At 45.2% G+C, this 24,582-nt stretch carries 18 protein-coding genes; 12 read left to right on the forward strand and 6 right to left on the reverse strand.

Annotation, left to right across the window (positions count from 1 at the left end):
• Nucleotides 1–158: 158 nt before the first annotated feature.
• Both J4N44_RS03090 and nadK read right to left on the reverse strand, forming a co-directional pair.
• Nucleotides 159–1,346 carry a DUF3103 domain-containing protein gene (locus J4N44_RS03090; protein WP_252044840.1) on the reverse strand — a complete coding sequence of 396 codons (1,188 nt, stop codon included), beginning with the start codon at nt 1,344–1,346 and terminating at the stop codon, nt 159–161.
• 242 nt (nt 1,347–1,588) lie between these two features.
• The gene (gene nadK / locus J4N44_RS03095; protein WP_171357915.1) at nt 1,589–2,473 is read right to left on the reverse strand and encodes an NAD(+) kinase; all 885 of its coding nucleotides are present in this window, start codon (nt 2,471–2,473) and stop codon (nt 1,589–1,591) included.
• Nucleotides 2,474–2,618: 145 nt separating this feature from the next.
• On the opposite strand from nadK, the gene grpE reads away from it, so the two are divergent.
• The 4 genes from grpE (at nt 2,619) to dnaJ (ending at nt 8,479) form a co-directional block, all read left to right on the forward strand.
• Nucleotides 2,619–3,215 carry a nucleotide exchange factor GrpE gene (gene grpE, locus J4N44_RS03100; protein ID WP_005447652.1) on the forward strand — a complete coding sequence of 199 codons (597 nt, stop codon included), beginning with the start codon at nt 2,619–2,621 and terminating at the stop codon, nt 3,213–3,215.
• A gap of 420 nt (nt 3,216–3,635) precedes the next feature.
• Complete coding sequence (locus tag J4N44_RS03105; protein ID WP_005447650.1) at nt 3,636–4,910, forward strand: dicarboxylate/amino acid:cation symporter; 1,275 nt, start codon at nt 3,636–3,638, stop codon at nt 4,908–4,910.
• A gap of 301 nt (nt 4,911–5,211) precedes the next feature.
• Entirely contained in the window at nt 5,212–7,128 is a 1,917-nt protein-coding gene (dnaK, locus tag J4N44_RS03110) for a molecular chaperone DnaK (protein WP_005447648.1), read from the forward strand.
• A 202-nt stretch (nt 7,129–7,330) separates the two neighbouring features.
• Nucleotides 7,331–8,479 carry a molecular chaperone DnaJ gene (gene dnaJ / locus J4N44_RS03115; protein WP_005447647.1) on the forward strand — a complete coding sequence of 383 codons (1,149 nt, stop codon included), beginning with the start codon at nt 7,331–7,333 and terminating at the stop codon, nt 8,477–8,479.
• A 132-nt stretch (nt 8,480–8,611) separates the two neighbouring features.
• Here dnaJ and J4N44_RS03120 read toward each other — a convergent pair whose 3' ends face one another.
• Nucleotides 8,612–9,046, reverse strand: a complete 435-nt coding sequence (locus tag J4N44_RS03120; protein ID WP_252045077.1) for a type IV pilin protein — start codon at nt 9,044–9,046, stop codon at nt 8,612–8,614.
• Between the two features lie 103 nt (nt 9,047–9,149).
• Here J4N44_RS03120 and J4N44_RS03125 point away from each other — a divergent pair, with 103 nt between their 5' ends.
• The 6 genes from J4N44_RS03125 (at nt 9,150) to tadA (ending at nt 14,664) form a co-directional block, all read left to right on the forward strand.
• The gene (locus J4N44_RS03125) at nt 9,150–9,665 is read left to right on the forward strand and encodes a GspH/FimT family pseudopilin (protein ID WP_026138335.1); all 516 of its coding nucleotides are present in this window, start codon (nt 9,150–9,152) and stop codon (nt 9,663–9,665) included.
• A gap of 9 nt (nt 9,666–9,674) precedes the next feature.
• A complete protein-coding gene (locus J4N44_RS03130) occupies nt 9,675–10,301 on the forward strand; it encodes a PilW family protein (RefSeq protein WP_005447638.1) in 627 nt (208 codons plus the stop codon).
• Nucleotides 10,301–11,608, forward strand: coding sequence for a hypothetical protein (locus J4N44_RS03135; protein WP_005447637.1), 1,308 nt, complete (start codon nt 10,301–10,303; stop codon nt 11,606–11,608). The genes J4N44_RS03130 and J4N44_RS03135 overlap by 1 nt, the downstream gene beginning before the upstream one ends.
• The gene (locus tag J4N44_RS03140; protein ID WP_005447635.1) at nt 11,598–12,008 is read left to right on the forward strand and encodes a type IV pilus modification PilV family protein; all 411 of its coding nucleotides are present in this window, start codon (nt 11,598–11,600) and stop codon (nt 12,006–12,008) included. The genes J4N44_RS03135 and J4N44_RS03140 overlap by 11 nt, the downstream gene beginning before the upstream one ends.
• A 289-nt stretch (nt 12,009–12,297) precedes the next feature.
• Nucleotides 12,298–13,857, forward strand: a complete 1,560-nt coding sequence (locus J4N44_RS03145; RefSeq protein WP_005447634.1) for an AbgT family transporter — start codon at nt 12,298–12,300, stop codon at nt 13,855–13,857.
• A 273-nt stretch (nt 13,858–14,130) separates the two neighbouring features.
• Nucleotides 14,131–14,664 carry a tRNA adenosine(34) deaminase TadA gene (gene tadA, locus J4N44_RS03150; RefSeq protein WP_005447631.1) on the forward strand — a complete coding sequence of 178 codons (534 nt, stop codon included), beginning with the start codon at nt 14,131–14,133 and terminating at the stop codon, nt 14,662–14,664.
• A 504-nt stretch (nt 14,665–15,168) separates the two neighbouring features.
• Here tadA and mltF read toward each other — a convergent pair.
• A complete protein-coding gene (gene mltF, locus J4N44_RS03155; protein WP_252044841.1) occupies nt 15,169–16,773 on the reverse strand; it encodes a membrane-bound lytic murein transglycosylase MltF in 1,605 nt (534 codons plus the stop codon).
• Nucleotides 16,774–17,096: 323 nt separating this feature from the next.
• Here mltF and purL point away from each other — a divergent pair, with 323 nt between their 5' ends.
• Nucleotides 17,097–21,008 carry a phosphoribosylformylglycinamidine synthase gene (gene purL, locus J4N44_RS03160; protein WP_005447626.1) on the forward strand — a complete coding sequence of 1,304 codons (3,912 nt, stop codon included), beginning with the start codon at nt 17,097–17,099 and terminating at the stop codon, nt 21,006–21,008.
• 232 nt (nt 21,009–21,240) lie between these two features.
• The gene (locus tag J4N44_RS03165; RefSeq protein ID WP_005447624.1) at nt 21,241–21,543 is read left to right on the forward strand and encodes a DUF3622 domain-containing protein; all 303 of its coding nucleotides are present in this window, start codon (nt 21,241–21,243) and stop codon (nt 21,541–21,543) included.
• An 89-nt stretch (nt 21,544–21,632) separates the two neighbouring features.
• Here the strand turns inward: J4N44_RS03165 and J4N44_RS03170 are convergent, their stop codons facing one another.
• Both J4N44_RS03170 and J4N44_RS03175 read right to left on the reverse strand, forming a co-directional pair.
• Nucleotides 21,633–22,055, reverse strand: a complete 423-nt coding sequence (locus tag J4N44_RS03170; protein ID WP_029789190.1) for a hypothetical protein — start codon at nt 22,053–22,055, stop codon at nt 21,633–21,635.
• Nucleotides 22,056–22,233: 178 nt separating this feature from the next.
• Nucleotides 22,234–24,420, reverse strand: coding sequence for a TonB-dependent receptor domain-containing protein (locus J4N44_RS03175; protein WP_252044842.1), 2,187 nt, complete (start codon nt 24,418–24,420; stop codon nt 22,234–22,236).
• Between the last annotated feature and the right edge of the window lie 162 nt (nt 24,421–24,582).

The raw sequence follows: 24,582 nt of genomic DNA on the forward strand, positions 1-24,582 counted from the left end.
CTGTATAACTGAACAACACTGTATAAGAAAACAGTATATACTGTTTCTTTATACAGTAAAGTCAGGTGCGGTATTTTTTCTTAAAGAAGCGGCTTTTTGTGATGAAGAGAAGAAAAATAGGTCGTGCAAAATGCAACGACCTATTTAAATTGAACAAGTTACGGACGAGTTGGGTTAATGGTGAGCGGTTCTAATGTGACGACTGCATTGACTCCCGCGCCAGGATGGTCGACGTAAGATGTGTCTTGCATCAGGGTGTAGTAAACATCAACGAAATCGTCATCATTGGTCAGAACCCCATCAGGAATTGCATCAATGATCTTGTTGGTGATCTGAGGAATAATGGCATACGCCTGCACCTCTGGATCTGGAATCGCCTTTAATACTTCTTCAGCAACTTGAACGAGCAGTTTTGCCAACTGTTTGTAATCCGTACCGTCATCTTGTTCCATCAATACAATGTCAGCCGCGCCCCAACGGTAACGAGACCAATGAATGATGATTTGATTCGGGTAATAGTCTTTGTTGTCATAATCCAAATATGGAAGCTCGACTAAATCTAACGTCGGCTCGTCGCGACTTGGGTTCACCCCAGTGACGATGGCGTAGATTTCTGCTTTACCCGAGATCCATGGTTCTTGGTCATCAGAAAGACGGATCTTCTTCAGTTGCGTAGTCTGAATCGGTTGAACCGAACTTTCAGCGCTAGCGAGAAGTGGGGAATTAACTTGCTGTTTGTTCGCTAGGTATGGCTGAACCATCGTGGCTTGACCTAAGCTCTTCATCTCAGCTTGCATCGCTTGCAGACCTGCTTTTAGTTCTGCTGAGCTGTTATTGTCGACAACCAATACTGGTACGTCAGGAAGCTGATAGACATCGAGCTGGTGGATTTGACCATATACATCGTACGCTTCGATATACTGCCATTGCGAGTCATCACCGCTTGGCTCGAAAGCGAATAGGGGATCGACTTTCCCTTCTTGCCATACATTTAGCATCTCTTCATTCGCTAGACGGACTTCTAGCAACTGATCTGAGTATTGTTCGATGCCTTTCCATGTGCGGATCTGGTTATCGGCTTGTACAAGCTGTTTACTGAAAGCAGCTTGGGGCGTTTGTTCAACAAAGGAAGATACTGGGACGCTAGTGTGCTCCGCGGTAATGTCCCTACGTAGCATTGGCTCCATGCTGGTATAGCTCTCACTAAGTTGCTGAGCGAGTGCGCGTTTCGTGTTGGTTATATCCTCGGCTTTTGCGTTTGATATATTGTTAACCTTTGCCTCCTCAGACTGGCAGCCCATAAGCGCTAAAGTACTGAGAGCGGACAATATAATTGTTTTTTTCATAGCGTGTCCTTTGAGATAGTTTGTATGAAATAGAGTTAATATTCTATTCATGGCAAGAATATCACCAGACACCTATCATTCAATTTGCTCTCCAAGATTTGTATAAAATCTGCCCACAAGATCAAATTTTATAAATCTAGATTTAGTAGGTTTTTATTTTGTGTCGCCTTAATCGGGATAGAGTAGAAAGCTGAAATATGAGCAAAGAAAAAAGGTTGATGCTTTCACACCAACCTTTATTGCTAAAACAGTTTGCTCGACCATCCAAGCTTATTTCTTAGTACGTGATAGTAGCTATAGTCTTTCGGGTGGATAAGTTTGAGAACGTTCGGGCTCTGGTAGATGTGTATTTCATCACCTGGAGAGACGGGGAGCGAAACTTGTCCGTCACAACTTACTTCCTGAGTACCGCGGTTTTCTGGTGACACGACCAGTTTGATACGACGTTTGCCATCGACAACTAATGGGCGGCTAGACAATGTGTGCGGGAACATTGGCACTAAAGAAATCGCGTTTAAGCTTGGTGACAAAATAGGTCCACCACCTGACAGGGAGTAAGCCGTAGAGCCTGTTGGAGTAGAGACAATCAAACCATCGGCACGCAGCGAAAACGCAAAGCTGTCATCAATATAAACTTCAAACTCAATCATGTGCGCCACTTGTCCTGGGTGGAGCACGGCTTCGTTTAATGCCGCGTTATGGCTCTTGATTTGACCGTGACGATGGATCTCTGCTTCCAATAAGAAACGCTCTTCTTCTATATATTCGCCTTTTAATACGGCTTTTAATGCTTCTTTGAAATCGTCGGGGTTTAGATCCGTCAGGAACCCCAAGTTACCTCGGTTGACACCAATCACAGCAACATCGAAACGAGATAGAATACGAGCAGCACCCAGCATGTTGCCATCACCGCCAACTACGATAGCGAGATCGGCGTTTTTACCTAGCTCTACGAGGCTAGCAAACTGGCTTTGCGGGATTTCGTCTAAAATTGCAGCAAGGCGATCATCGATAAATACTTGGTAACCTTCGGATGTCAGCCATTCGTATAACTCTCTATGAGTTTGAATTGCCTGCTGATCTCGTGGTTTTCCGATAATCGCGATCACGTTACATGGTTTTTTCATAGCATTTCCGCATTAAAGAGGCTTGAATCAGGAATCTTCATCCCCATAATAATGGCAAGTTACCTAAATATGCGAATTTTTATGTGGTTAAAGCCCACAAAACGTGAGTGGCTTTAAGGACATTAAGTTGAATTCTGGAGATATCATGAGCAACGAAGAAAACAAAGTTACAGAAGAAGAGCTTGATCAAATCATCGAAGAAGCTGAGAAAGTAGAAGCCGCAGCGCAAGAAGCTGAAGCAGAACTTGAAGAAATTGGTGATGAGAAAGACGCTAAGATTGCTCAACTAGAAGCAGCACTACTGTCTAGCGAAACAAAAGTGAAAGACCAGCAAGATGCGGTTCTTCGCTCTAAAGCTGAAGTAGAAAACATGCGTCGTCGTACTGAGCAAGAAATCGATAAAGCTCGTAAGTACGCTCTGAACAAATTCGCTGAAGAACTACTTCCAGTTATCGATAACCTTGAGCGTGCAATCCAAGCTGCAGATGCAGAGCACGAAGTGGTTAAGCCAATTCTTGAAGGTGTTGAGCTAACACACAAGACGTTTGTAGATGCAGTATCGAAATTTGGTTTGAAAGAGATCAACCCAGAAGGTGAAGCATTCAACCCTGAATTCCACCAAGCTATGTCTATTCAAGAAAGCCCAGATCACGAATCAAACACAGTTATGTTTGTGATGCAAAAAGGCTATGAGCTAAACGGTCGAGTTGTTCGTCCTGCAATGGTTATGGTTGCTAAGTAATTAAATAACTCATTGATATAAATATATTAAAACGCCTGCTATTCAATAGCGGGCGTTTTTGTTTCAAACATCTCTATAACATATTCATCTCTCTGAATATGTGCGCAAAATGAAATTTGATCCCCTTCAAATTTTTTCTTATTGGTAAAAAATTTTCCAATAAGGGATATCCTTTCTTTATCTTGCTTACTTATGGAATGGGCGTGTCTATAAGTACCTGTTATCACTCGCAATCAAAATTTAATTCTGAATATGAATGTAGATCTAGTGGTTTACTTTTAATGTTATTTATTAACAATCCTGTAAAGAAAGTCTTTATTTTGTAACTGTGGTGTGTATTATTCGCGAGGTCTGCCGTAAAAACCAGCAGATGTAACTATAAAAGCATAAATAGCAAACACAACATTTTGGAGATTTATGATGGATAAATCGCTTTCTAGCAAGATTTTTATCGGCTTGTTTGCGGGTCTTCTGATCGGTACTGCAATTCAGTATCTTTTTAGTGGCGTTGCTCTCTTTGATACATATTTACTTGGCGCAGCGGAAGGCGCTGGTGGTATGTTCGTATCATTGATTAAGCTGTTAGTAGTACCTCTTGTTTACGTATCTATCGTATGCGGTATCGTGGACCTAAAAGACATCACGGCTTTTGGTCGTCTTGGTGGTAAAACCTTTGCTCTATACATTATCAACACCATCATCGCGATTACTGCGGCACTGACTGTTGGTCTTATTTTCCAACCGGGTGCTGATGCAAATCTGGCAGGCACGATTTCAGAAACTGTTAACTTAACAACAACTGAAACACCTGACATTTTCTCGTTGGTTGTAAACATCGTTCCAAGCAACCCTGTACAAGCGTTTGCAAATGGCGACATGTTACAAATCATCTTTATGGCAATTTTGACAGGTCTTGCTATTCAAGCTTTGGATTCTCGAGGCGGCCCGGCAATTCGTACGTTTAAAATGGCGAACGAAATCATGATGAAGCTGGTTGGTCTAGTAATGAGCCTTGCACCTTACGGTGTATTTGCTCTGATGATTCAACTAGGTGCAACACTGGATGCAAACACGCTGATGTCTGTTGCTGGCTACGTAGCACTTGTTGTTGCAATGCTAGTGTTCTGGATTTTCTTCTTCTACCCAATGGCGGTAGGTATTGCGACGGGCACTTCACCAAAAGCGTTCCTACGTGCAACTCGAGAGCAGATCCTATTCTCACTATCAACTGCAAGTTCAAACGCAACTATCCCGGTAACAATGCGCACGCTAACTGAGAAGCTTAAGGTTTCTAAGTCGGTTGCTGGTTTCGGTGTACCACTGGGCGCAACAATGAACATGTCTGGTGTTTCTATCTACATCGCACTAGCAACTATGTTTGTCGCAAACGCGTTTGGTCAGCCAATCAATACTGCTGATATCTTTACTCTTGGTCTAACTATCTTGCTACTTTCTATCGGTGCTGGTGGTGTTCCGGGCGGCGGCGTAGTGATGGTAGGTGTTCTATTACACCAACTAGGTCTTCCACCAGAAGGTTTAGCAATCATTGCAGCTGTAGACCGTATCAATGATATGTTCTGTACTTCATCTAACGTAGTTGGTGATACAGCAGTAAACACTATTGTTGCGAAGTCTGAAGGCGAGATTGGTAAAGAAGAAGTCGTAGACGCAGAGCCTGCACAAGCAAGCGCATAATTTGCAATACACTCTTAGTTGAAAAGCGAGGCTATATGCCTCGCTTTTTCTTTTATAGAAACGAGAATCGAGATTGAAGAGTCGAAGGGGGCTGAGTTGTGCTCGGTTCTCGCCTTTTGCGCAACTTTTTTTTGTTTTTTTTCACTCTCTCCCTTGAAAAGCCATTTGCAGCCCTTATCTATTGGGCATAAGAGAAGCAAACAACATTACTTTAGTTTGTGAGCAAGGGTTGAAACCCGATTCTAAGTCCCCACATAGGGGATATAGCAAAACAAAATAGAATTTATTCGGAGATAGCCTGATGGGTAAAATCATTGGTATTGACTTAGGTACTACTAACTCATGTGTTGCTGTACTAGACGGCGACAAACCTCGTGTAATTGAAAACGCAGAGGGTGAACGTACTACTGCATCGGTTATTGCTTACACTGACGGTGAGACGCTAGTAGGTCAACCAGCGAAACGTCAAGCAGTAACTAACCCAACTAACACGCTATTTGCAATCAAGCGTCTAATTGGTCGTCGTTTTGAAGACGAAGAAGTTCAGCGTGACATCGAAATCATGCCTTACAAAATCGTTAAGGCTGACAACGGTGATGCATGGGTAGAAGCAAAAGGCCAGAAAATGGCGGCTCCTCAAGTATCTGCTGAAGTACTTAAGAAAATGAAGAAAACTGCTGAAGACTTCCTAGGTGAGGAAGTAACTGGCGCAGTTATCACAGTTCCTGCTTACTTTAACGATGCTCAACGTCAAGCTACTAAAGACGCTGGTCGTATTGCAGGTCTAGAAGTTAAACGTATCATCAACGAACCAACAGCGGCTGCTCTAGCATACGGTCTAGACAAGTCAGGTGGCGACCGCACTATCGCGGTATACGACCTTGGTGGTGGTACATTCGATATCTCTATCATCGAAATCGATGAAGTTGAAGGCGAGAAAACATTCGAAGTTCTAGCAACTAACGGTGACACTCACCTTGGTGGTGAAGACTTTGATAACCGTCTAATCAACTACCTAGTAGACGAGTTCAACAAAGAGCAAGGCATCAACCTTAAGAACGATCCACTAGCAATGCAGCGTGTTAAAGAAGCAGCAGAAAAAGCGAAAATCGAGCTTTCTTCTACTTCTCAAACTGACGTAAACCTACCTTACGTTACTGCTGATGCAACTGGTCCTAAGCACATGAACATCAAAGTGACTCGTGCGAAACTAGAATCTCTAGTTGAAGACCTAGTACAACGTTCTCTTGAGCCACTAAAAGTTGCTCTAGCTGATGCTGACCTATCAGTAAACGACATCACTGACGTAATCCTAGTTGGTGGTCAGACTCGTATGCCTATGGTTCAAGCGAAGGTTGCTGAGTTCTTCGGTAAAGAAGCTCGCCGCGATGTAAACCCTGATGAAGCAGTAGCAATGGGTGCTGCAGTTCAAGGTGGTGTACTTGCGGGTGAAGTTAAAGACGTACTTCTACTAGACGTTACTCCACTGTCTCTAGGTATCGAGACAATGGGCGGCGTAATGACTAAGCTAGTTGAGAAAAACACGACTATCCCAACTAAAGCGAACCAAGTTTTCTCTACAGCAGAAGACAACCAGAGCGCGGTAACTATCCACGTTCTTCAAGGTGAGCGTAAGCAAGCGTCTTTCAACAAATCTCTAGGTCAATTCAACCTAGAAGGTATCCAAGCTGCACCACGTGGTATGCCACAAATCGAAGTTACTTTCGACCTAGATGCGGATGGTATCCTACACGTTTCAGCGAAAGACAAGCAAACTGGTAAAGAGCAGAAGATCACTATCCAAGCTTCTGGTGGTCTAAGCGATGACGACATCGAGAAAATGGTTCAAGAAGCAGAAGCTAACAAAGAAGCGGACAAAAAGTTCGAAGAGCTAGCAACTGCACGTAACCAAGCTGACCAAATGATTCACGGTACTCGTAAGCAAGTAGAAGAAGCTGGTGAAGCTCTACCTGCAGAAGAGAAAGAGAAGATTGAAGCAGCTATCTCTGAGCTAGAAACTGCACGTAAAGGTGATGACAAAGAAGCGATCGACGCTAAAGTTCAAGCGCTAATGACTGCAGCTCAAAAGCTAATGGAAATCGCTCAACAACAAGCTCAAGCGCAACAAGCACAAGGTGCTGACGCTGGTGCACAACAGTCTCAAGAAGACGATGTTGTTGATGCTGAGTTCGAAGAAGTTAAAGACGACAAGAAATAATATTTCTTAACTAGGCGGCTTATGGTCGCCTAGAGTCGATAAGACTTTTGTGTGCGGGCGTTTGGGGTAACTCTTACGCCCGTCTGTTTGTCCAAGCTGTCTTTCTAGTTAAGTATTTTGCAATAAGTGCACTTACCTAGAACGATACAAACACCAAGCGGTAAATCATGCCGTTTGCAGTAATTAATTGGTGACGAAGAACATGTCAAAACGTGATTTTTACGAAGTATTAGGCGTAAGCCGTGATGCCTCTGAGCGCGATATCAAAAAGGCGTACAAGCGTCTAGCAATGAAATACCACCCAGACCGTAACCAGGGTGATGAATCTGCTGCGGATAAGTTTAAAGAAGTAAAAGAAGCGTACGAAATTCTCACTGACCCTCAAAAGAAAGCGGCGTACGATCAGTATGGTCATGCTGCTTTTGAACAAGGTGGTGGCGGCTTCGGCGGCGGCGGTTTTGGTGGCGGTGGTGCTGATTTCGGCGACATCTTTGGTGACGTTTTTGGCGATATCTTTGGCGGTGGTCGTCGTGGCGGTGGTCAGCAACGTGCACAACGTGGCGCAGACCTACGTTACAACATGGAACTGTCGCTAGAAGAAGCTGTTCGTGGCGTATCGAAAGAAATCGAAGTACCAACGCTTGTTCATTGTGATACCTGTGACGGTAGCGGTGCGAAGAAAGGTTCTTCAGCTGAGACTTGTGGAACCTGTCATGGTCACGGTCAAGTTCAAATGCGCCAAGGTTTCTTTGCTGTGCAGCAAACCTGTCCTACCTGTCATGGTAAAGGTAAGATCATCAAAGACCCATGTAACGAATGTCATGGTCAAGGTCGCAAACAGAAAACTAAGACACTTAACGTTAAGATCCCAGCAGGTGTTGATACTGGCGACCGCATTCGTCTATCTGGCGAAGGCGAAGCTGGAGAAATGGGTGCACCAGCAGGTGACCTATACGTACAAGTTCACGTGAAAGAGCACCATATCTTCGAACGTGAAGGCAACAACTTGTATTGTGAAGTGCCAGTTAGCTTTGCTATGGCTGCTCTAGGTGGTGAAGTTGAAGTTCCGACACTAGATGGTCGTGTGAACCTTAAAGTACCAACAGAAACGCAAACAGGACGTATGTTCCGTATGCGCGGTAAAGGGGTGAAAGGCGTTCGTGGTGGCGGTGTTGGTGACCTAATCGTTAAGCTTGTAGTAGAGACTCCAGTTAACTTGAGCGCTCGTCAGAAAGAATTGCTTAAAGAGTTTGATGAATCTTGTGGTGGTGATGCCGCAACTAAGCACAAACCAAAATCTGAAGGCTTCTTCAACGGCGTGAAGAAGTTCTTTGATGACCTAACAAGCTAACTGCTGGTTAGTTGAATCCAATAAAAAGCCTGCTGTGATGCAGGCTTTTTTGTATCTGCTTTCTTTTTATTTAAAGTGACTTTATGGCATCGAACTTGTCGTCTAAGTTGTCTTTATCTATTCTCGAAAGGGCTAATCCCAACATGCACTCGGTGACTCTATGTTGGTGGACGTTAGGGTTATTTTATTTACCCCACTAGGGAAACAGTTATCACTGTTTTGCCCTAAATCGGCTTTTGCCGTTGCTTCGATAACATAAGCTGCGCTGGATGTGCTTGCGATACTAAATGAAAAGCGATTTGAATCGGAGTCGCAGATCGTACAAGTCCCGCCAGAGATGATACTACTCCAATCGTACCCACCGTTGTAAGAGGTTTCTAGCTCCAGTTGTATGCGACTGATATCGCTTAGAGCAACGGTGCGATGTGCCGTAATGGTGTGGTTGGTATATGACGGATAAGCGATAGCCGCGATGATTCCAATAATCACAACTGCTATCAGTATTTCGATCAATGTCATCCCTCTAAATCGTTTGTTGTATCCGTTACAACCAGAAATTCGAATCATGACGAGTAGTTTCCTTTTCACTTTTCCGCCTATTTTTCTCAGGTGATAGCATCTGCGCAAGATGAATTACGGTCCTCTTGCCGTTTGCATAGGAATTTGGGAAATGCCTCGCGGGTTTACATTATTGGAGCTTCTGATCACTATCGCCGTGCTGAGTGTTTTGCTCACGGCTGCTGCTCCTTCTTTCCAAAATGTTTTTGAAACCAACAAAATGCAGCGCTTAGCGAATGAACTGCATGGTTTTGTTATTCAAGGTAAGTCAGAAGCGGTATTGCGCCGAGAGAGGCTTTGGGCACACCTGATCATGTCTGGAGGTTCATCCAGTGATGGTAATTGGCGCATTGAGCTCACAGATAATAGCTCCGAGGGAGTCGGTACGGTTTTATTCTCGTTTTCAGGCGCGCCTTACAAGGGCATTGTGGTTACTCCGAGCTACGCTTCAGACCAAATCAGTTTTGATGACGTCCATGGTCGCCCTTCTTCAGGCAACATTCGCTTTTACCCGGTCGGAGAGTCTTCTAAAGCCTTAAAACTTATCTCTCACACTTTGTCTGCGCGTGTCCGGGTATGCAGCGATAACAACAATACCGAGTTCTTCGGCTATTCAACCTGTTCTTGAGGAGTGAATATGTATAAGCAGAAAGGCGCGAGCCTCGTCGAGTTTATGATTGCATCCTCTTTAGGGCTGATTGCTCTAGCTATTGTTGGATCGCTTTACATCAGTGGGCAAAAAGTGGCGATGGAGCGTTCCAAAGAGCTGATGTTACTGCAAAACACGGGCAGCGTATTAGCGATGTTAAGAAACGATATCCAACGAGCTGGCTTTAATGAAAGTGGCAGTGATTCAGTCAAAATTTCAGGAGCGACCGATACGATTTACACTCTTGATACTCCGGGGATGGGGTTGATTGCATATGCCTATCAAGTTGGGACTTCAGGTGCAGCACCACTTTATAAAAATGTTGTATATGAGCAGCGGATTAATACGCCCGAGTCTTTGTTTGTCTGTGAGAAAAAACAAACGACGATTTGGAACGTCAGTCAAGTTATTGCGCTTTCTGGTACCGGTACATGCAATACGCTTTTTGATAAGAGAGCGATTCATATTAACCGCTTTGATCTTGCCGCTCGCACGCTGAAAAACACAGATGCTGAAAGCGCGGTAGTCACCATTACCTTAGGAACGGAATTAGTTGGCGCAACAAGTGTTCAAACAGAGCAGTCGTTTACCGTGAAGCAGAGGAACTGGCAGTAATGAGAAATCAACAGGGAGCCGCAGCATTATTAGTTGTGAGCGTGTTGCTGGTTGCGGCATTAATGATGTCACTGGGAAGCTACAAGTCCCTTTTCTATCAAATCAAACGTGCCAACAATCAAATTGAATCCAGACAAGAGCATTGGCGTGCAGAAGGCGGGTTAGAGTGTGTTTACAGCAAAACCAAACTAAATAAAGAATTGCCAACTAACGTCAATGACTGCATCACAGCGATGGGACTTGATGCACTTACATTTTCCTCTGGTCCTTCAAGCCTCGTGACTTCAACGATTGGTCATCGGGAAACGAAAAAGACCATCAAGTTGCCTTCAAGTAGCGGGGCGGGGGCGATCAAATCTAAATCTGATCTGGTTATTAATGGTTCCTATACGAGCTCTCCAGATCCGAGTAAAAGTCTCGGTAGTAATTTGTGGGAGTGCACCTCTGTTCTTTATTACAACTTTTTCTACGCTACCAGTGTAAGTACTTTTCACCCTTATCAGCTATCCGACAAACCTTATTCAAGTTTCCCTGATAGTCCTGCTGGACAGGAACAAAAATGTGCATCTACACACTACAGTTGGGGCACAAGTGTTGCGGCATCTAAGAGCGATTATCGCCAGTCTTCGGACATGGACCCATTTAAAGATGTCTTTGATGTCCCGCGTAGTGAATGGTTCGATGTAATGTCTGATAGCTCTTTGTTTGGATATGTACCTTTGTCGTTGAATGGTATGACATTGGACTCTGAAGCGGATCTTCCTTCTCCGGTATTCAATGATACTTGCGCGGAGGGGATAGTTAGCAATATCGAAAATGGAAAAGATCTCATTTGGGTTTACGGTGGTTGTGAAATAAACACGGCAGATTTCACGAGTATAAAGAACGCAATAGATAACAGCCTAGGGGGCAACGGAATAATCCTAGTTGTTCAAGACGGTATTTTTTCTACGATAGGGACACAGAATTTTAAAGGTATGCTTTACCATTTTATTTCTCCACTGTATGTCGACCCGACAACCGGGGCTACATTAGATTTTACCGACTGGGCAGCTTCCGCGAATGACCCAGCATTGGATGGCGTTATCGCGGCTTTAGATGCAACAGTGCCTATGGAAAAGACAAAGATTGGCTATTTTCAGCACGGAGCGTTTAACCCATTAGGAGGTTTTGTCATGGACGCGCCTGGAACATTTGCACTCTTCAATGCGGCTTTATCCTTCCAATACAATCGTGATGTGATTGACGAACCTTGGAAGAAGCTAAAGAAAGTATATTGGCAAAAGGGGTCTTGGAATGATCTCTAGACAACAAGGCTTTAGTTTAATTGAGGTGCTGATTTCTTTTCTTTTATTGGGCATTGGGGCGCTCGGACTCACTAAACTACAAATTTACATGGAACGTGAATCGGATTATGCGATTCATAGTATCGAGGCGTTGAGACTGGCTGAAAATCAACTTGAGTGGTTCCGCTCTCGTGGTGCTTCTGAGGCGATGTCTACCATTACGCCTGCCAATTTTGCTTCGATTGCAACCGGATCTTCTGCTAGTGGATCTTATGTTGTTGAGTGGGAAGTTCCAGCAGCTACGGTTTCAGGATCGCTTAAGACCATTACTATCAAATCGAGTTGGGTTGACCGAATGGGGGAAACGCAATCAGTTGAATTGAAAACTATGATTTCGCGTCATAGTGAATTCGAAAAGTGATGGATTAGGTATTCCTCTTATAATTACTTTTATCGTTAATATTGACGCTTTTTATTGCTAAATTGCGTGGTTAATGGGTGGTTTTACAACTGTTAATGCGAATGGTGTGCTACTGTTTTTTTTATGTTTAATTGATATGGCGTTTTTGCAAAATATGTCTCCAAATATGGAAAAAAACATAGAACCTTGTGCTTTCTGAGGCGCTATTTACTAGAATGCTCTGTTGAAAATAGGCCGTTATAATTATTCAAATAGGCCATGGCACCAACATCATTCATATGGAGTTACGATGAGTAACCAAGCAGTAAATAAGGCACCGTCACCGAAGCCGAGCGGGATGGATCGCTTCCTGAACTTTATCGAACGAGCAGGTAACAAAATTCCTGATCCAGCGATTCTGTTCTTCTGGGCACTAATCATTACTTGGGCTGCGTCTGCACTTTTGTCGAATGTTTCTTTCGACCTTCTAAATCCTCGAACTGGCGAAGCTCTCACAATCACTAACCTTCTAACAGGCGAAGCACTAGCAAGTTTCCTTGCTAACATGGTGACAACGTTCACTGGCTTTGCACCACTTGGTATCGTTCTTGTAGCGATGTTGGGTGTAGGTGTTGCCGATTCTTCAGGCTTCATCACCACTGGTCTTAAGAAGATGCTGAACTTCACGCCAGCTAAACTTCTTACTCCAATGCTCATTCTTGTAGCAATCGTGTCGCACACTGCGGCGGATGCGGGCTACGTTCTAGTTATTCCTCTTGGTGGTATCATCTTCCACGCGGCAGGTCGTCACCCTCTTGCGGGTATCGCGGCAGCGTTTGCAGGTGTATCGGGTGGTTTCTCTGCAAACTTCATCCCTTCAGGTATCGATCCTCTATTGGCTGGTTTCACGCAAACAGCTGCACAGGTTCTAGATCCTGAGTACGTGGTTAACCCTCTAGCGAACATCTTCTTTACTGGTCTATCTTCAGTAATTATTGTGGCTATCGGTTGGTACGTAACTGAGAAAATCATCGAACCACGCCTAAAGAACACACCAATCGACGAAGACGCAGAGAAAGCACCAGATCTAGGTTCTTTCACTGAGCTTGAGTCTAAAGCGTTCCGTTACGCTGGTTGGGCAATGATGGCGGGTATCGCTCTTCTTGTTGTGGCGCTTATTCCAGAAAACTCTGCACTGCGTTCACCTGAGGGTGAGATCACTGCGTTCTCTGCGCCAATCATGAAGTCTATCGTTCCGTTGATCTTCATCCTGTTTATCATTCCGGGTTACGTTTACGGTCGCGTTTCAGGCACGTTCAAGACAAGTAACGACATCATCAAAGCGATGGCGGATACTATGTCTACTATGGGCGCATACATCGTAATGTCGTTCTTCTGTGCACAGTTCCTATCAGCATTCGCGCAATCAAACATCGGTACGATGCTAGCGCTTTACGGTGCAGAAGGTCTGAAAGCAATGAACCTACCGGGTGAAGCTACTATCATCGGTATGATTCTTCTAACAGCTTCTGTAAACCTTCTAATCGGTTCTGCATCGGCGAAATGGGCTCTTATCGGTCCAATCCTAGTGCCTATGCTAATGGCTGTGGGTATCTCTCCTGAGCTATCTCAGGCGGCTTACCGCGTAGGTGACTCTGTATCGAACATCATTTCACCTCTGATGGTATTCTTCCCTCTAGTCGTGGTTTACTGTCAACGTTACGTGAAGTCGACAGGTATCGGTACGCTAGCATCGCTAATGATGCCATTCTCGATTGCAATGCTAATCGGCTGGTCAGTATTCCTAGTGGTTTACTGGATGCTAGGCATTCCTCTAGGTATCCAAGCGCCATACACTTACACAATGTAAGAGCGCTGAAGCTATTTAGTAAATTTAGAAAGCGCTGGTCGAGAGACTGGCGCTTTTTTTGTTTTGGGAGTCGGGAACGGACTTTGCCCTTCGGGATACAAAATAAAGAGAGCCCCAACTCGCTCGTACCTCGCTCTTGAGGATGACGATCAAACTGCTTTGAATCACGGTATTTGTGCCCTAACAGGCAAAATCATCCCGCTTCCACTTCCCCTCTTTGAAGGTTAAAATCCACTTTCAATCACGATCTATCCCAAATTCCGGAGCTCCCTTTTGTCAGATTCTCAGTTTTCTCCTCAAGACGAACTATTTATGCGCCGTGCGATGGAGCTTGCCGAGCAAGCCGAAGCTGAAGGGGAGGTACCAGTTGGCGCTGTGTTGGTAAAAGATGGAGAGGTTATTGCGGAAGGTTGGAACCGTTCTATTTGTGCTCACGATGCAACCGCACACGCCGAGATCCAGACATTACGAAAAGCAGGAGAGGCACTAGGTAACTATCGACTGCTTGATACGACTTTGTATGTCACGTTAGAGCCTTGTCCTATGTGTGCTGGTGCGTTGCTACATAGCCGAGTAAAGCGAGTGGTTTACGGTGCGCCTGATTTAAAAGCAGGGGCAGCAGGGACGGTATTGAATTTGTTCGAAAGCCAAGCGGCATACCATTACGCAACAGTAGAAAATGGATTGCTAGAAGAGGAGTGCCGCGCTCAGTTGCAAGCGTTCTTTAAGCGTCGTCGTAAAGAAATTAAAGCCAAAAAACAAGCGCAGAAAGCGTTAGATAATGAGCAGGATACAAAGGGCGAATAAATTCAGGCGAGTAAATTAAGGTTCGCAGCAATAATTCATCTCTTTAGCAAACACCTACTCGGAAGTAGATGTTTGCTTCAAGTTCTCAGTGATTCACTAGGTGAACGAAAACACGGTTACGTGCACTGACTTTCTTTTTCATACACGTAAGCTTGCGCTTACGGCGGTTAGCAGCCACTGTCTTATTCAAACGTTTTGACTGCACTCTGCGTTTTCTCATAATCAGAACCTCTTGCAGACAACGAACACACTCTCCGACACTCGCATAGCAAAGCGTCCGATTCATTATCAATTGATGACATTCTGGTGATGCACACTTCCGATGAAGGTGACATCGAGTGAGGAGAGGTGACCAAAAGAACTTACTTTTCTGCGCGCTTCGTATTGGTATGGCACCAAATAGCAACGCAAACTAGATAAGCTCGAAAGACCGGATTCTAGATAACTTTTTTTGTTGACTCAACAAAAAAATAGCGAGCTGTGAGCTCGCTATTTTCGAAAGGTTTATTCCGCCCCTGAAACAGGAATAGGTTCGACTTTCGTCTCTGGTTTTTGCATTTCATTTGGTGTTGTGCTTTCAGCCCCTGAAACTTGTTCAGCCAAGGTTTCAACCGCCCCAGAAACCAATAGGTTTGGATCGAGTGGCGGAATGACCTGAAGATCTTCCGTATCTTCGTCAATGGCTGGTTTCTGACTGACATGACCAATGATCGATTGATAGTAACGGCGGATGTTTTCTACGTAGTTACGTGCTTCATCACCACGGGCATAACCGTAACGAGTCTGGCTGTAATAACGTTTCTGACGCAACAATGGTAGACGCTCTTTTACATCTGCCCATGCGTTTGGATCGCCGCCTTGCGCTTTAGTCAGGCGTCGTGCGTCCATCATATGACCATAGCCAACGTTGTAAGATGCCAACGCAAACCAAATCTTTTCGTGTTCATTAATGGAATCTGGTACACGAGCGACAATACGACGCAGGTATTCCACACCACCTCGAACAGACTGTTCTGGGTCAAGTCGGTCCGTTACTCCAACGCTCTTCGCAGTAGGCAATGTAAGCATCATCATTCCACGTACACCCGTCGGTGATTTTGCTTTTGGTTTCCAGTGGGACTCTTGGTAAGCCAATGCGGCGATCAAGCGCCAATCAAACTCTTCGCTGTATTTTTGGAATAGTGGTGCCCACTTAGGCAGGCTGTTGTCTAGCGCTCGGATAAAGGCGCGAGTATCGACATAATCAAATGCTTCAATATGACCGATGTACTTTTCTTCTAGTGTCGCCAACTCGCCTGACTGCTGGATATTGCCAAAGAATTCAATCAGCATCGCGTATAAGCTTTCATCTTCAGAGCGGCGAGTAAACCAAGAGACGGGTTGGTCTTCTGTTAGCTCAAAAGCAAGTGCAAGATCTGGGTATAAACGTTGAGCTAAAGACAATTCGACCGAGTCAGTTACAGTAAAACGCAGTTCACCCGTCGATACGTGTTTTAGCAAATCGCGAGTGTCTGCATCGCCAACAATCTCGAATTGAAGCTCTGGATATTCTTTTTGTAGTGACGTTAGTGTCGGAACAAACTGTGATTGTTCAACGATCTGTAGCGTTTCTGCACCTGCATTGGCATTTTCATCGACAGCCTTTTCATCTTTTGATTCTTGATACTTGATGAGCTGATCAATGTCGCGAGGACGAAGTTGTCCTTTCTTATATACCACCTGTTGGCTTACGTAGTAGTAGGCAGGTCCCGGACGGAAACGTTGCACCGCTTGCGAAGTTTGATTCAAACCTGTCGCAATGATGTCGATATCGCCTTTTTTGAGGGCAGGGAATAACTCGGCTTGACGGAAAGCAGGTTTGATTTCCAACTTCACGCCTAGTTGTTCTGCAAATTTACGTGCCAGTTCGTAATCCAAGCCAGCAGGACCGTCTGGACCAATGTAGTAGGAGAGTTGGTTATTTAGCGTGCCAACACGTAGGACACCACGCTCTTGGATTTGCTCGAATTCACTTTTAGGTTCCGACTCAATCTGACAGGCAGAAAGTAAAAGCACAGAAGCGAAAAGTAGGGCGCTGCGCTTGAGTCGGTTGAACTGACTTATTTGCATTAATTCGGTACGTCTCGATAAATTTCTAGTTGCCTTTATATCAAAGCGCGCTGGTGGGGCAAAGTGAATCAGACAGATAGAGTGCGACATTGTGTGATTTATCGACATTTTAGTCGTAATTCAAATTTGGCAAAAAAAATGACGCAAACGGTTGCTTTTGGTGTTACATCACAAAAACAATTGCTATATAATGCGCTCGCAACGAAGAGGTGGCATCGGCATAGGTTTGAAAAACCTTCGGGAATAGCTTCGAAGAAAACAGTATAACCCACTGAATTTATTCCAATATCACCTTAATCACTTGCAATAAGAGACCTAAGCACATGAGAATTTTGCGTGGCTCCCCAGCTCTTTCTGAGTTTCGTGTTAATAAACTACTGGAACTATGTCGTGAACAAGATCTGCCTGTCACTGGCATTTACGCAGAGTTTATGCACTTTGCGGATCTAAAGTCTGACCTTGATGACCAAGAGTTGGAAAAACTGGAAAAATTGCTGACTTACGGTCCAACGATCGAAGAGCATGAGCCAGAAGGTCTTTTACTTCTTGTGACTCCTCGCCCGGGCACTATTTCGCCTTGGTCTTCTAAATCTACAGACATCGCCATCAACTGTGGTCTAGACAAAGTAAAACGTCTTGAGCGCGGCACAGCATACTACGTAGAAACAGCGACGCCTCTTAACGATGCTCAAATTGCAGATGTAAAAGCGCTCATCCATGATCGCATGATGGAAGTTACTTTTACTGACTTCGACGACGCAAGCGCATTATTCCAAGCTGCAGAACCTGCACCAGTGGCAGACGTTGACCTATTAAACGGCGGTCGTGCTGCGCTTGAAAACGCAAACGTTACCCTAGGTCTTGCACTTGCAGATGATGAAATAGAATACCTTTACGATGCGTTCGTAAATAAGCTTGAACGTAACCCGACTGATATTGAGCTAATGATGTTTGCACAAGCGAACTCAGAGCACTGTCGTCACAAGATCTTCAATGCAGATTGGACTATCGACGGTGTTAAGCAAGAGAAGTCTCTGTTCAAGATGATCAAAAACACGTTTGAAACCACACCAGAAAACGTACTGTCTGCGTACAAAGATAACGCAGCAGTTATGGTGGGTTCAGATGTAGGTCGTTTCTTCCCGAACCCAGAAACTCGCCAGTACGGTTACAGCCAAGAGAAAGCGCACATCCTAATGAAGGTGGAAACGCACAACCACCCAACTGCTATCTCTCCATGGCCGGGCGCTTCTACTGGTTCAGGCGGTGAGATCCGTGATGAAGGCGCGACTGGTATCGGTGGTAAGCCAAAAGCAGGTCTTGTTGGCTTCACTACTTCTAACCTACGTATTCCTGGTTTTGAGCAGCCTTGGGAAACAGATTTCGGTAAGCCGGGTCGTATCGTTAACGCTTTAGATATCATGCTAGAAGGTCCACTTGGTGGCGCGGCGTTCAACAACGAATTTGGTCGTCCAAACCTACTTGGCTACTTCCGTACTTACGAAGAGAAAGTTAACTCTCACGCAGGTGAAGAGGTTCGTGGTTACCACAAGCCAATCATGATTGCTGGTGGTATGGGTAACATCCGTGACGAGCACGTTCAGAAGAAAGAGATCCCCGTAGGTGCAAGCCTAATCGTACTTGGTGGTCCTGCAATGAACATCGGTCTTGGCGGTGGTGCTGCTTCTTCAATGGCATCTGGTCAATCAGCAGAAGACTTAGATTTCGCTTCAGTACAGCGTGAAAACCCAGAGATGGAGCGTCGCTGTCAGGAAGTGATCGACCGTTGTTGGCAACTTGGTGATGCTAACCCAATCGCATTCATCCACGATGTGGGTGCGGGCGGTATCTCTAACGCACTTCCAGAGCTTGTCGACGATGGCGAACGTGGTGGTATTTTCCAACTGCGTGACGTACCAAATGACGAACCAGGCATGAGCCCACTTGAGATCTGGTGTAACGAATCTCAAGAGCGTTACGTAATGGCGGTTGCGCCAGAGAACATGGAAGTATTCGATGCAATCTGTAAGCGTGAGCGCGCACCATACGCAGTAGTAGGCATCGCAACTGAAGAGCGTGAGCTTAAACTTGAAGATTCACACTTCGAGAACACGCCAATTGACATGCCAATGGATGTGCTTCTTGGTAAGACGCCTAAGATGCACCGTGATGCGAAAACGCTAAAAGCAAACAACCCGGCGGTTAACCGTGACGGCATCGAGCTGAACGAAGCCGTGGATCGCGTTCTACGCCTTCCAACGGTTGCAGAAAAAACATTCCTAATCACTATCGGTGACCGCACGGTAACAGGTCTTGTCGCGCGTGACCAAATGGTTGGTCCGTGGCAGGTTCCAGTAGCAAACTGCGCGGTAACTGCAGCAAGTTACGACACTTACCACGGTGAAGCAATGTCGATGGGTGAGCGTACACCAGTTGCTCTATTAGACTTTGGTGCATCGGCTCGTCTAGCGGTTGGTGAAGCAATCACAAACATTGCAGCGACGAACATCGGTGATATCAAACATATTAAACTGTCTGCAAACTGGATGTCTCCAGCCGGTCACCCGGGTGAAGATGCAGGTCTTTACGAAGCGGTGAAAGCTGTGGGTGAAGAGCTATGTCCAGCACTTGGTCTGACTATCCCTGTGGGTAAAGACTCAATGTCGATGAAGACCAAGTGGGAAGAGAACGGCGAACAGAAAGAAGTAACCTCTCCGCTATCTCTCATCATCACTGCGTTTGCTCGTGTTGAAGATGTTCGTAAGACAATCACACCGCAATTGCGCACAGATAAAGGTGACACGTCACTGGTTCTTATCGACCTAGGTAACGGGCAAAACCGCCTAGGCGCAACAGCACTTGCGCAGGTTTACAAGCAGCTTGGTGATAAGCCAGCAGATGTAGATAACGCAGCACAACTGAAAGGTTTCTACGAAGGAGTTCAAACTCTAGTAGCAAACGATCAAGTAGTGGCTTACCACGATAAAGGCGATGGCGGTCTATTTGTAACGCTTGCAGAGATGGCATTCGCTGGTCACTGTGGTGTTAAAGCAGACATCGCCGACCTAGGTGAAGATGTACTAGCAGCACTATTCAACGAAGAGTTGGGTGCAGTGCTTCAGGTTAAAAACGATGACCTAGACGCTGTACTTTCAACGCTAGCAGCGAACGGTCTTGAAGCATGTTCTCACGTAATCGGCTCAGTCGAAGCGTCTGATGAGCTAGTGATTACTTCTGGTGACACAGTGGTTCTTGAGCGTAACCGTACTGAACTGCGTACTATCTGGGCTGAGACGACGCATAAGATGCAAGGTCTACGTGATAACCCAGCATGTGCTGACCAAGAGCATGAAGCGAAGAAAGACAACTCTGATCCAGGTCTAAACGTTAAGCTAAGCTTCGACGTAAACGAAGACATCGCAGCGCCTTACATCGCGGGTTCTATGGTAAATACCGGTGCGAAGCCTAAGATGGCTATTCTGCGTGAGCAGGGCGTTAACTCTCATGTAGAAATGGCAGCAGCGTTTGATCGTGCAGGTTTCGAAGCGACTGATATTCACATGAGCGACATCCTAACAGGTCAAGCGGCTCTGGATGAGTACCACGGTCTAGTGGCTTGTGGTGGCTTCTCTTACGGTGACGTACTTGGTGCGGGTGAAGGTTGGGCTAAGTCTATTTTGTTCAATGCACAAGCTCGTGAACAGTTCCAAAGCTTCTTTAATCGTGACAACACATTTTCTCTAGGTGTGTGTAACGGCTGTCAGATGTTATCGAACCTGAAAGAGCTAATCCCAGGTGCAGACCTATGGCCACGCTTTGTTCGTAATGAATCTGAGCGTTTTGAAGCGCGCTTTAGCTTAGTTGAAGTTCAGAAGTCTGATTCTGTATTCTTTGACGGCATGGCGGGTTCTCGTATGCCTATCGCAGTTTCTCACGGTGAAGGTCGTGTAGAAGTACGTGATGCTGACCATCTAGCAGCGATTGAAGCATCAGGTACCGTTGCGGTTCGTTACGTGGACAACCACGGTAACCCAACGCAGCAATACCCGAATAACCCGAACGGTTCGCCAAACGCTATTACGGGTCTAACGACTCAAGATGGTCGTGTCACAATCATGATGCCGCACCCTGAGCGTGTGTTCCGCACAGTAGCGAACTCATGGGCTCCAGAAGGTTGGGGCGAGAATGGTGCTTGGATGCGTATGTTCCAAAACGCACGTAAGAACATCGGCTAATTACGGTGTAGTCCAAGGTTAACGAAAAGAATAAAGCGCTGGTTGAAAGACTGGCGCTTTTTTATTTAAGGGAATCGAGAACGTCTCCCGTCTCCCTTAAAAAACTTGCAGCGTTTCGGTAACTTTTATGCTCTAATACCGCGCTTACCAAGGGATGGTGTTAAACAGCTCAGCTTAGATGGAGTTATCAAGTTGACCGAATCCCTGATTAATCCCTTAGGAAATGAAAGAAATGTCTAAAAATCCAAAATTTGCTATCCGCGTAACTGAAAAACGTAACGGCTGGAGCGCAGAGATCACTCGTCAAGTGACATCTCGTAAGACAGTAGTATCAAAACGTGAAACTGGTTTTGACAGCGAAGAGAAAGCACAAGCTTGGGCTGAGCAAGAACTAGCGGGTTTTGTTCAAAACCAAGTTGTTCGTAACGAGCGTAAAGCAGCACAGCGTCAAGAGCGTGAAGCTGAGCAACTAGCGGCGAAAGTTCGCAAAGAAGAAGCTCGCAAAGCGCGTGAAGTAGAAGCTGACGAAGAGTAATCTCAGCCTACTAGATGGCTTATCTGTGCCGTCGATTATGAATTAAAAAATGCCCTGAGATCATCTCGGGGCATTTTTGTTTGTGTCGTTTAAAAGCAGTCCGAAGATACCGAAAAGCTCACCGAACCTTCTGCAGGGGCTGCAAATTGTTTATTACCAGCAAGCAATTGAGGATTATTCGAATAGGTTCGATACTTGTGGCTGTTTTTGGGAGTATGTACGGGCGGCAAATCGATGTTATGCAAGCCGTCAGAAAGATCTTTGGCTTCCCCATAATCATAATCTCTCGCTTCCGTTATCTCTCCTTTTGTGTATTGGCAATGATCGGGTTTGCCATCTTCTTTCCACGTTAAACCATCTGTTTGAGCATCAAGATCTAAGTTGTCTGTCACAGTGGCAGCGTAATGATCTTCTAATTGCTGGCGCTTACTGTGTTCTTCCAAATATTGAGAGATATTGTCTTGTGAAATACTCGCTGCATGCGGAGAGGCTAGGGCAGCGACAAATAACATTTGTTTCCATGTCAGCGTTTTTCTTCGAAGGCTCATAAGTTTGTATGTAAAATGAGGGTGATAGACCCAAGTCACTCTGGCTGAATCAAGCATTTTGAGGTTACTTGGATATAAACGAAAACTCGGAGCCATTCATAGCCCCGAGCTGGTTGAAGACCAATACAGATAATGTGATTAATTAGTACTGGTAAGTCAGTTTAAGTTTAACTTCACGACCCGGTGAAGGCACGCCGTTAGATAGGTAGGCTTCATAGTAACGGTCAGTCAGGTTTTTCACGACCGCTCCAACGCTCAAGCCTTTGACTTGTTGCACATCCCAAACGACATACGCATTTTGCAGCGTATATTGCTCACTAGGCGATTTTACTTTCAGGTTGTTACCCTCTGCCTTCGTTTTGGTTTGTGCATCGTACCAACGTACTTCCCAACCTGAGCGTAGACCTGGGAGCCATTCGTAACCGAAGCCTAGGTTGATGTTCAATGGTGGTACATCTGGGTGATCGTCATCAGAACCAGTGGAGTCAGATAGACTACCTTTGTTTTTACCACGTACGTAACTCGCTGAAAAATCAGTATAGAAATCTGAAATACGGTACTGTGAAATCAACTCAAAACCGTAGTTTTTGAACCCATCTAAGTTCGTATTCCAGCTTTGGTTTTCTGTACTGTTTTTATCTAGATTTGCACCTGTTCGGATATCGACCGTGTCATTTACGTCGTTGTAAAACACGGTAAACTCCGTTGCAAGGTTGTCACGGTCACTGACGAGACCTTCGGTTAAATTGATCATGCTCGCTTGGTAGGCATGAATACGCGAAACATCCAGATCTCTTGCCGTTGCTGTCGCCGTAGCGCGGGCATATTGTACAGAGTAGATGTTATCAACCGTTGGCGCTTTTAATGCGTATGCGTAAGAGAAATTCAAACGCGTATTATTAGTGGCATCAAAATCGATATCGAGACGCGGACTAAAGCCTTTGTGGCTCGTCTCACTGTAGTCATGTCCAGCCGCCGGGTCGTTGTAGTCTGGCGCTGCATTGCTTTTACCTTCGCTGGTGATGTATTCATAACGCAAAGATGGCGTGATGGTTAGACGATCGGTCGCTTGGTAATGGTCTGCTACATAAGCGGCGTAAATCGTCTGTATACCCGATGGCTCGTAATAAGGTGTGTACCAGCCGTAGTTCTTTGCTTCTTTTTTGGCATACGATTTATTGAAGACCAGTGAATCGCGGTCAGTTTTTTGGTACTGAAGACCGGTGACTAGTGCGTGATCTCCAATTTGTGCTTGGTTGAAGACATCAACATAATCGCGTTCGTAACTTAGCCAAGACTCGTGACCGTAGCTGCCGACAGAGACGAACATTTTTTCGAATGCAACATCAGGGCGTACCCAGTGGCGATCGTTTTCAGAGCGTGCCATTTTGATGTTGAAATCAATGTAAGGATTGGAAGGCATGTAATGGTAAGAGAGCGTCGTCGTATTGTCGGTGTATTTGTTGTCGACCGTGTACGCGTATTTCGCCTTCTCTAATGAGCCATATTTTTTGATGTTGTAGTCGGAAATATTCGGCATTTTTCCACGACGGTTCGCCCAAGGTTTGCGACCTTCGTCTTTGTAGCGCGTATGACTGATTTCGAACTCGTGGTCGTCATTTTCATAGCCGACTTTCACCAGCATGTTTTCTTGCTCGTAACCCGAGTAATCCAACGTTTCACCGCCGCCAACTTGGATGTCATCTGAATCTTTTACCGAGCCATTGGCTAAGAAGTAGAAGCCGGCGTCGTTCTTGCCGTATAAGGACAAGGTGTATGAGTTTTCATCACCATTATTGTTATAGCCAGTGGAAACACGAGCACCAAAGTTACGATCGCCATCGAGGAGATCATCGACACTTTTCGTTTTGATACGGATGGAGCCACCAAATTTACCATTCAATGCGCGATAGTCGTGCGCGCCTTTGATGATCTCTGCCTCACCAATTAAGAACGGGTCAAAGAAGAAGGTTCCGTAACGGTATTGTTGGAAGCCGATAGGTGCGCCATCAACAAATACAGCGATGTCACTTGGGTCATCAAAACCGCGGATATTGATACGTTCCCCCCCAGAGCGAGCACCACCATCTAATGTTGCTCCTGGCACGGAGTCGATCATATCTGCAAAATTGGAATACTGCTGTTCCTCGATAAGAGACCAATCAATGGTCGTTTGAGCAGGTTCTGCAACAGTGATTGGTTTCGCGTAATGCACACCAATGACTTCAAGCTCTTCATCTGAGCCTTCTGCTGCATAGGAAGCAAGGGAGTTGAGCACTGCGAGCGAAACAAGGCTTACCTTGAAGCCATGAGTGGATAAACGTTTCATATTCGTCATTTATAGTAATTTGATTAGGCGAGGATTATATGAATGCTGCACAAATTAATAAATGATAATGAGATTAATTATCAATGGTGTTTTTTTGAATGCCTGTAAAGTTTTATATCCACCAAATGACGGTAAAACAGATTTTGATAGGGATTAAGATAT

The sequence above is a fragment of the Vibrio sp. SCSIO 43155 genome, from assembly GCF_023716605.1.
Lineage (GTDB): Bacteria > Pseudomonadota > Gammaproteobacteria > Enterobacterales > Vibrionaceae > Vibrio > Vibrio harveyi.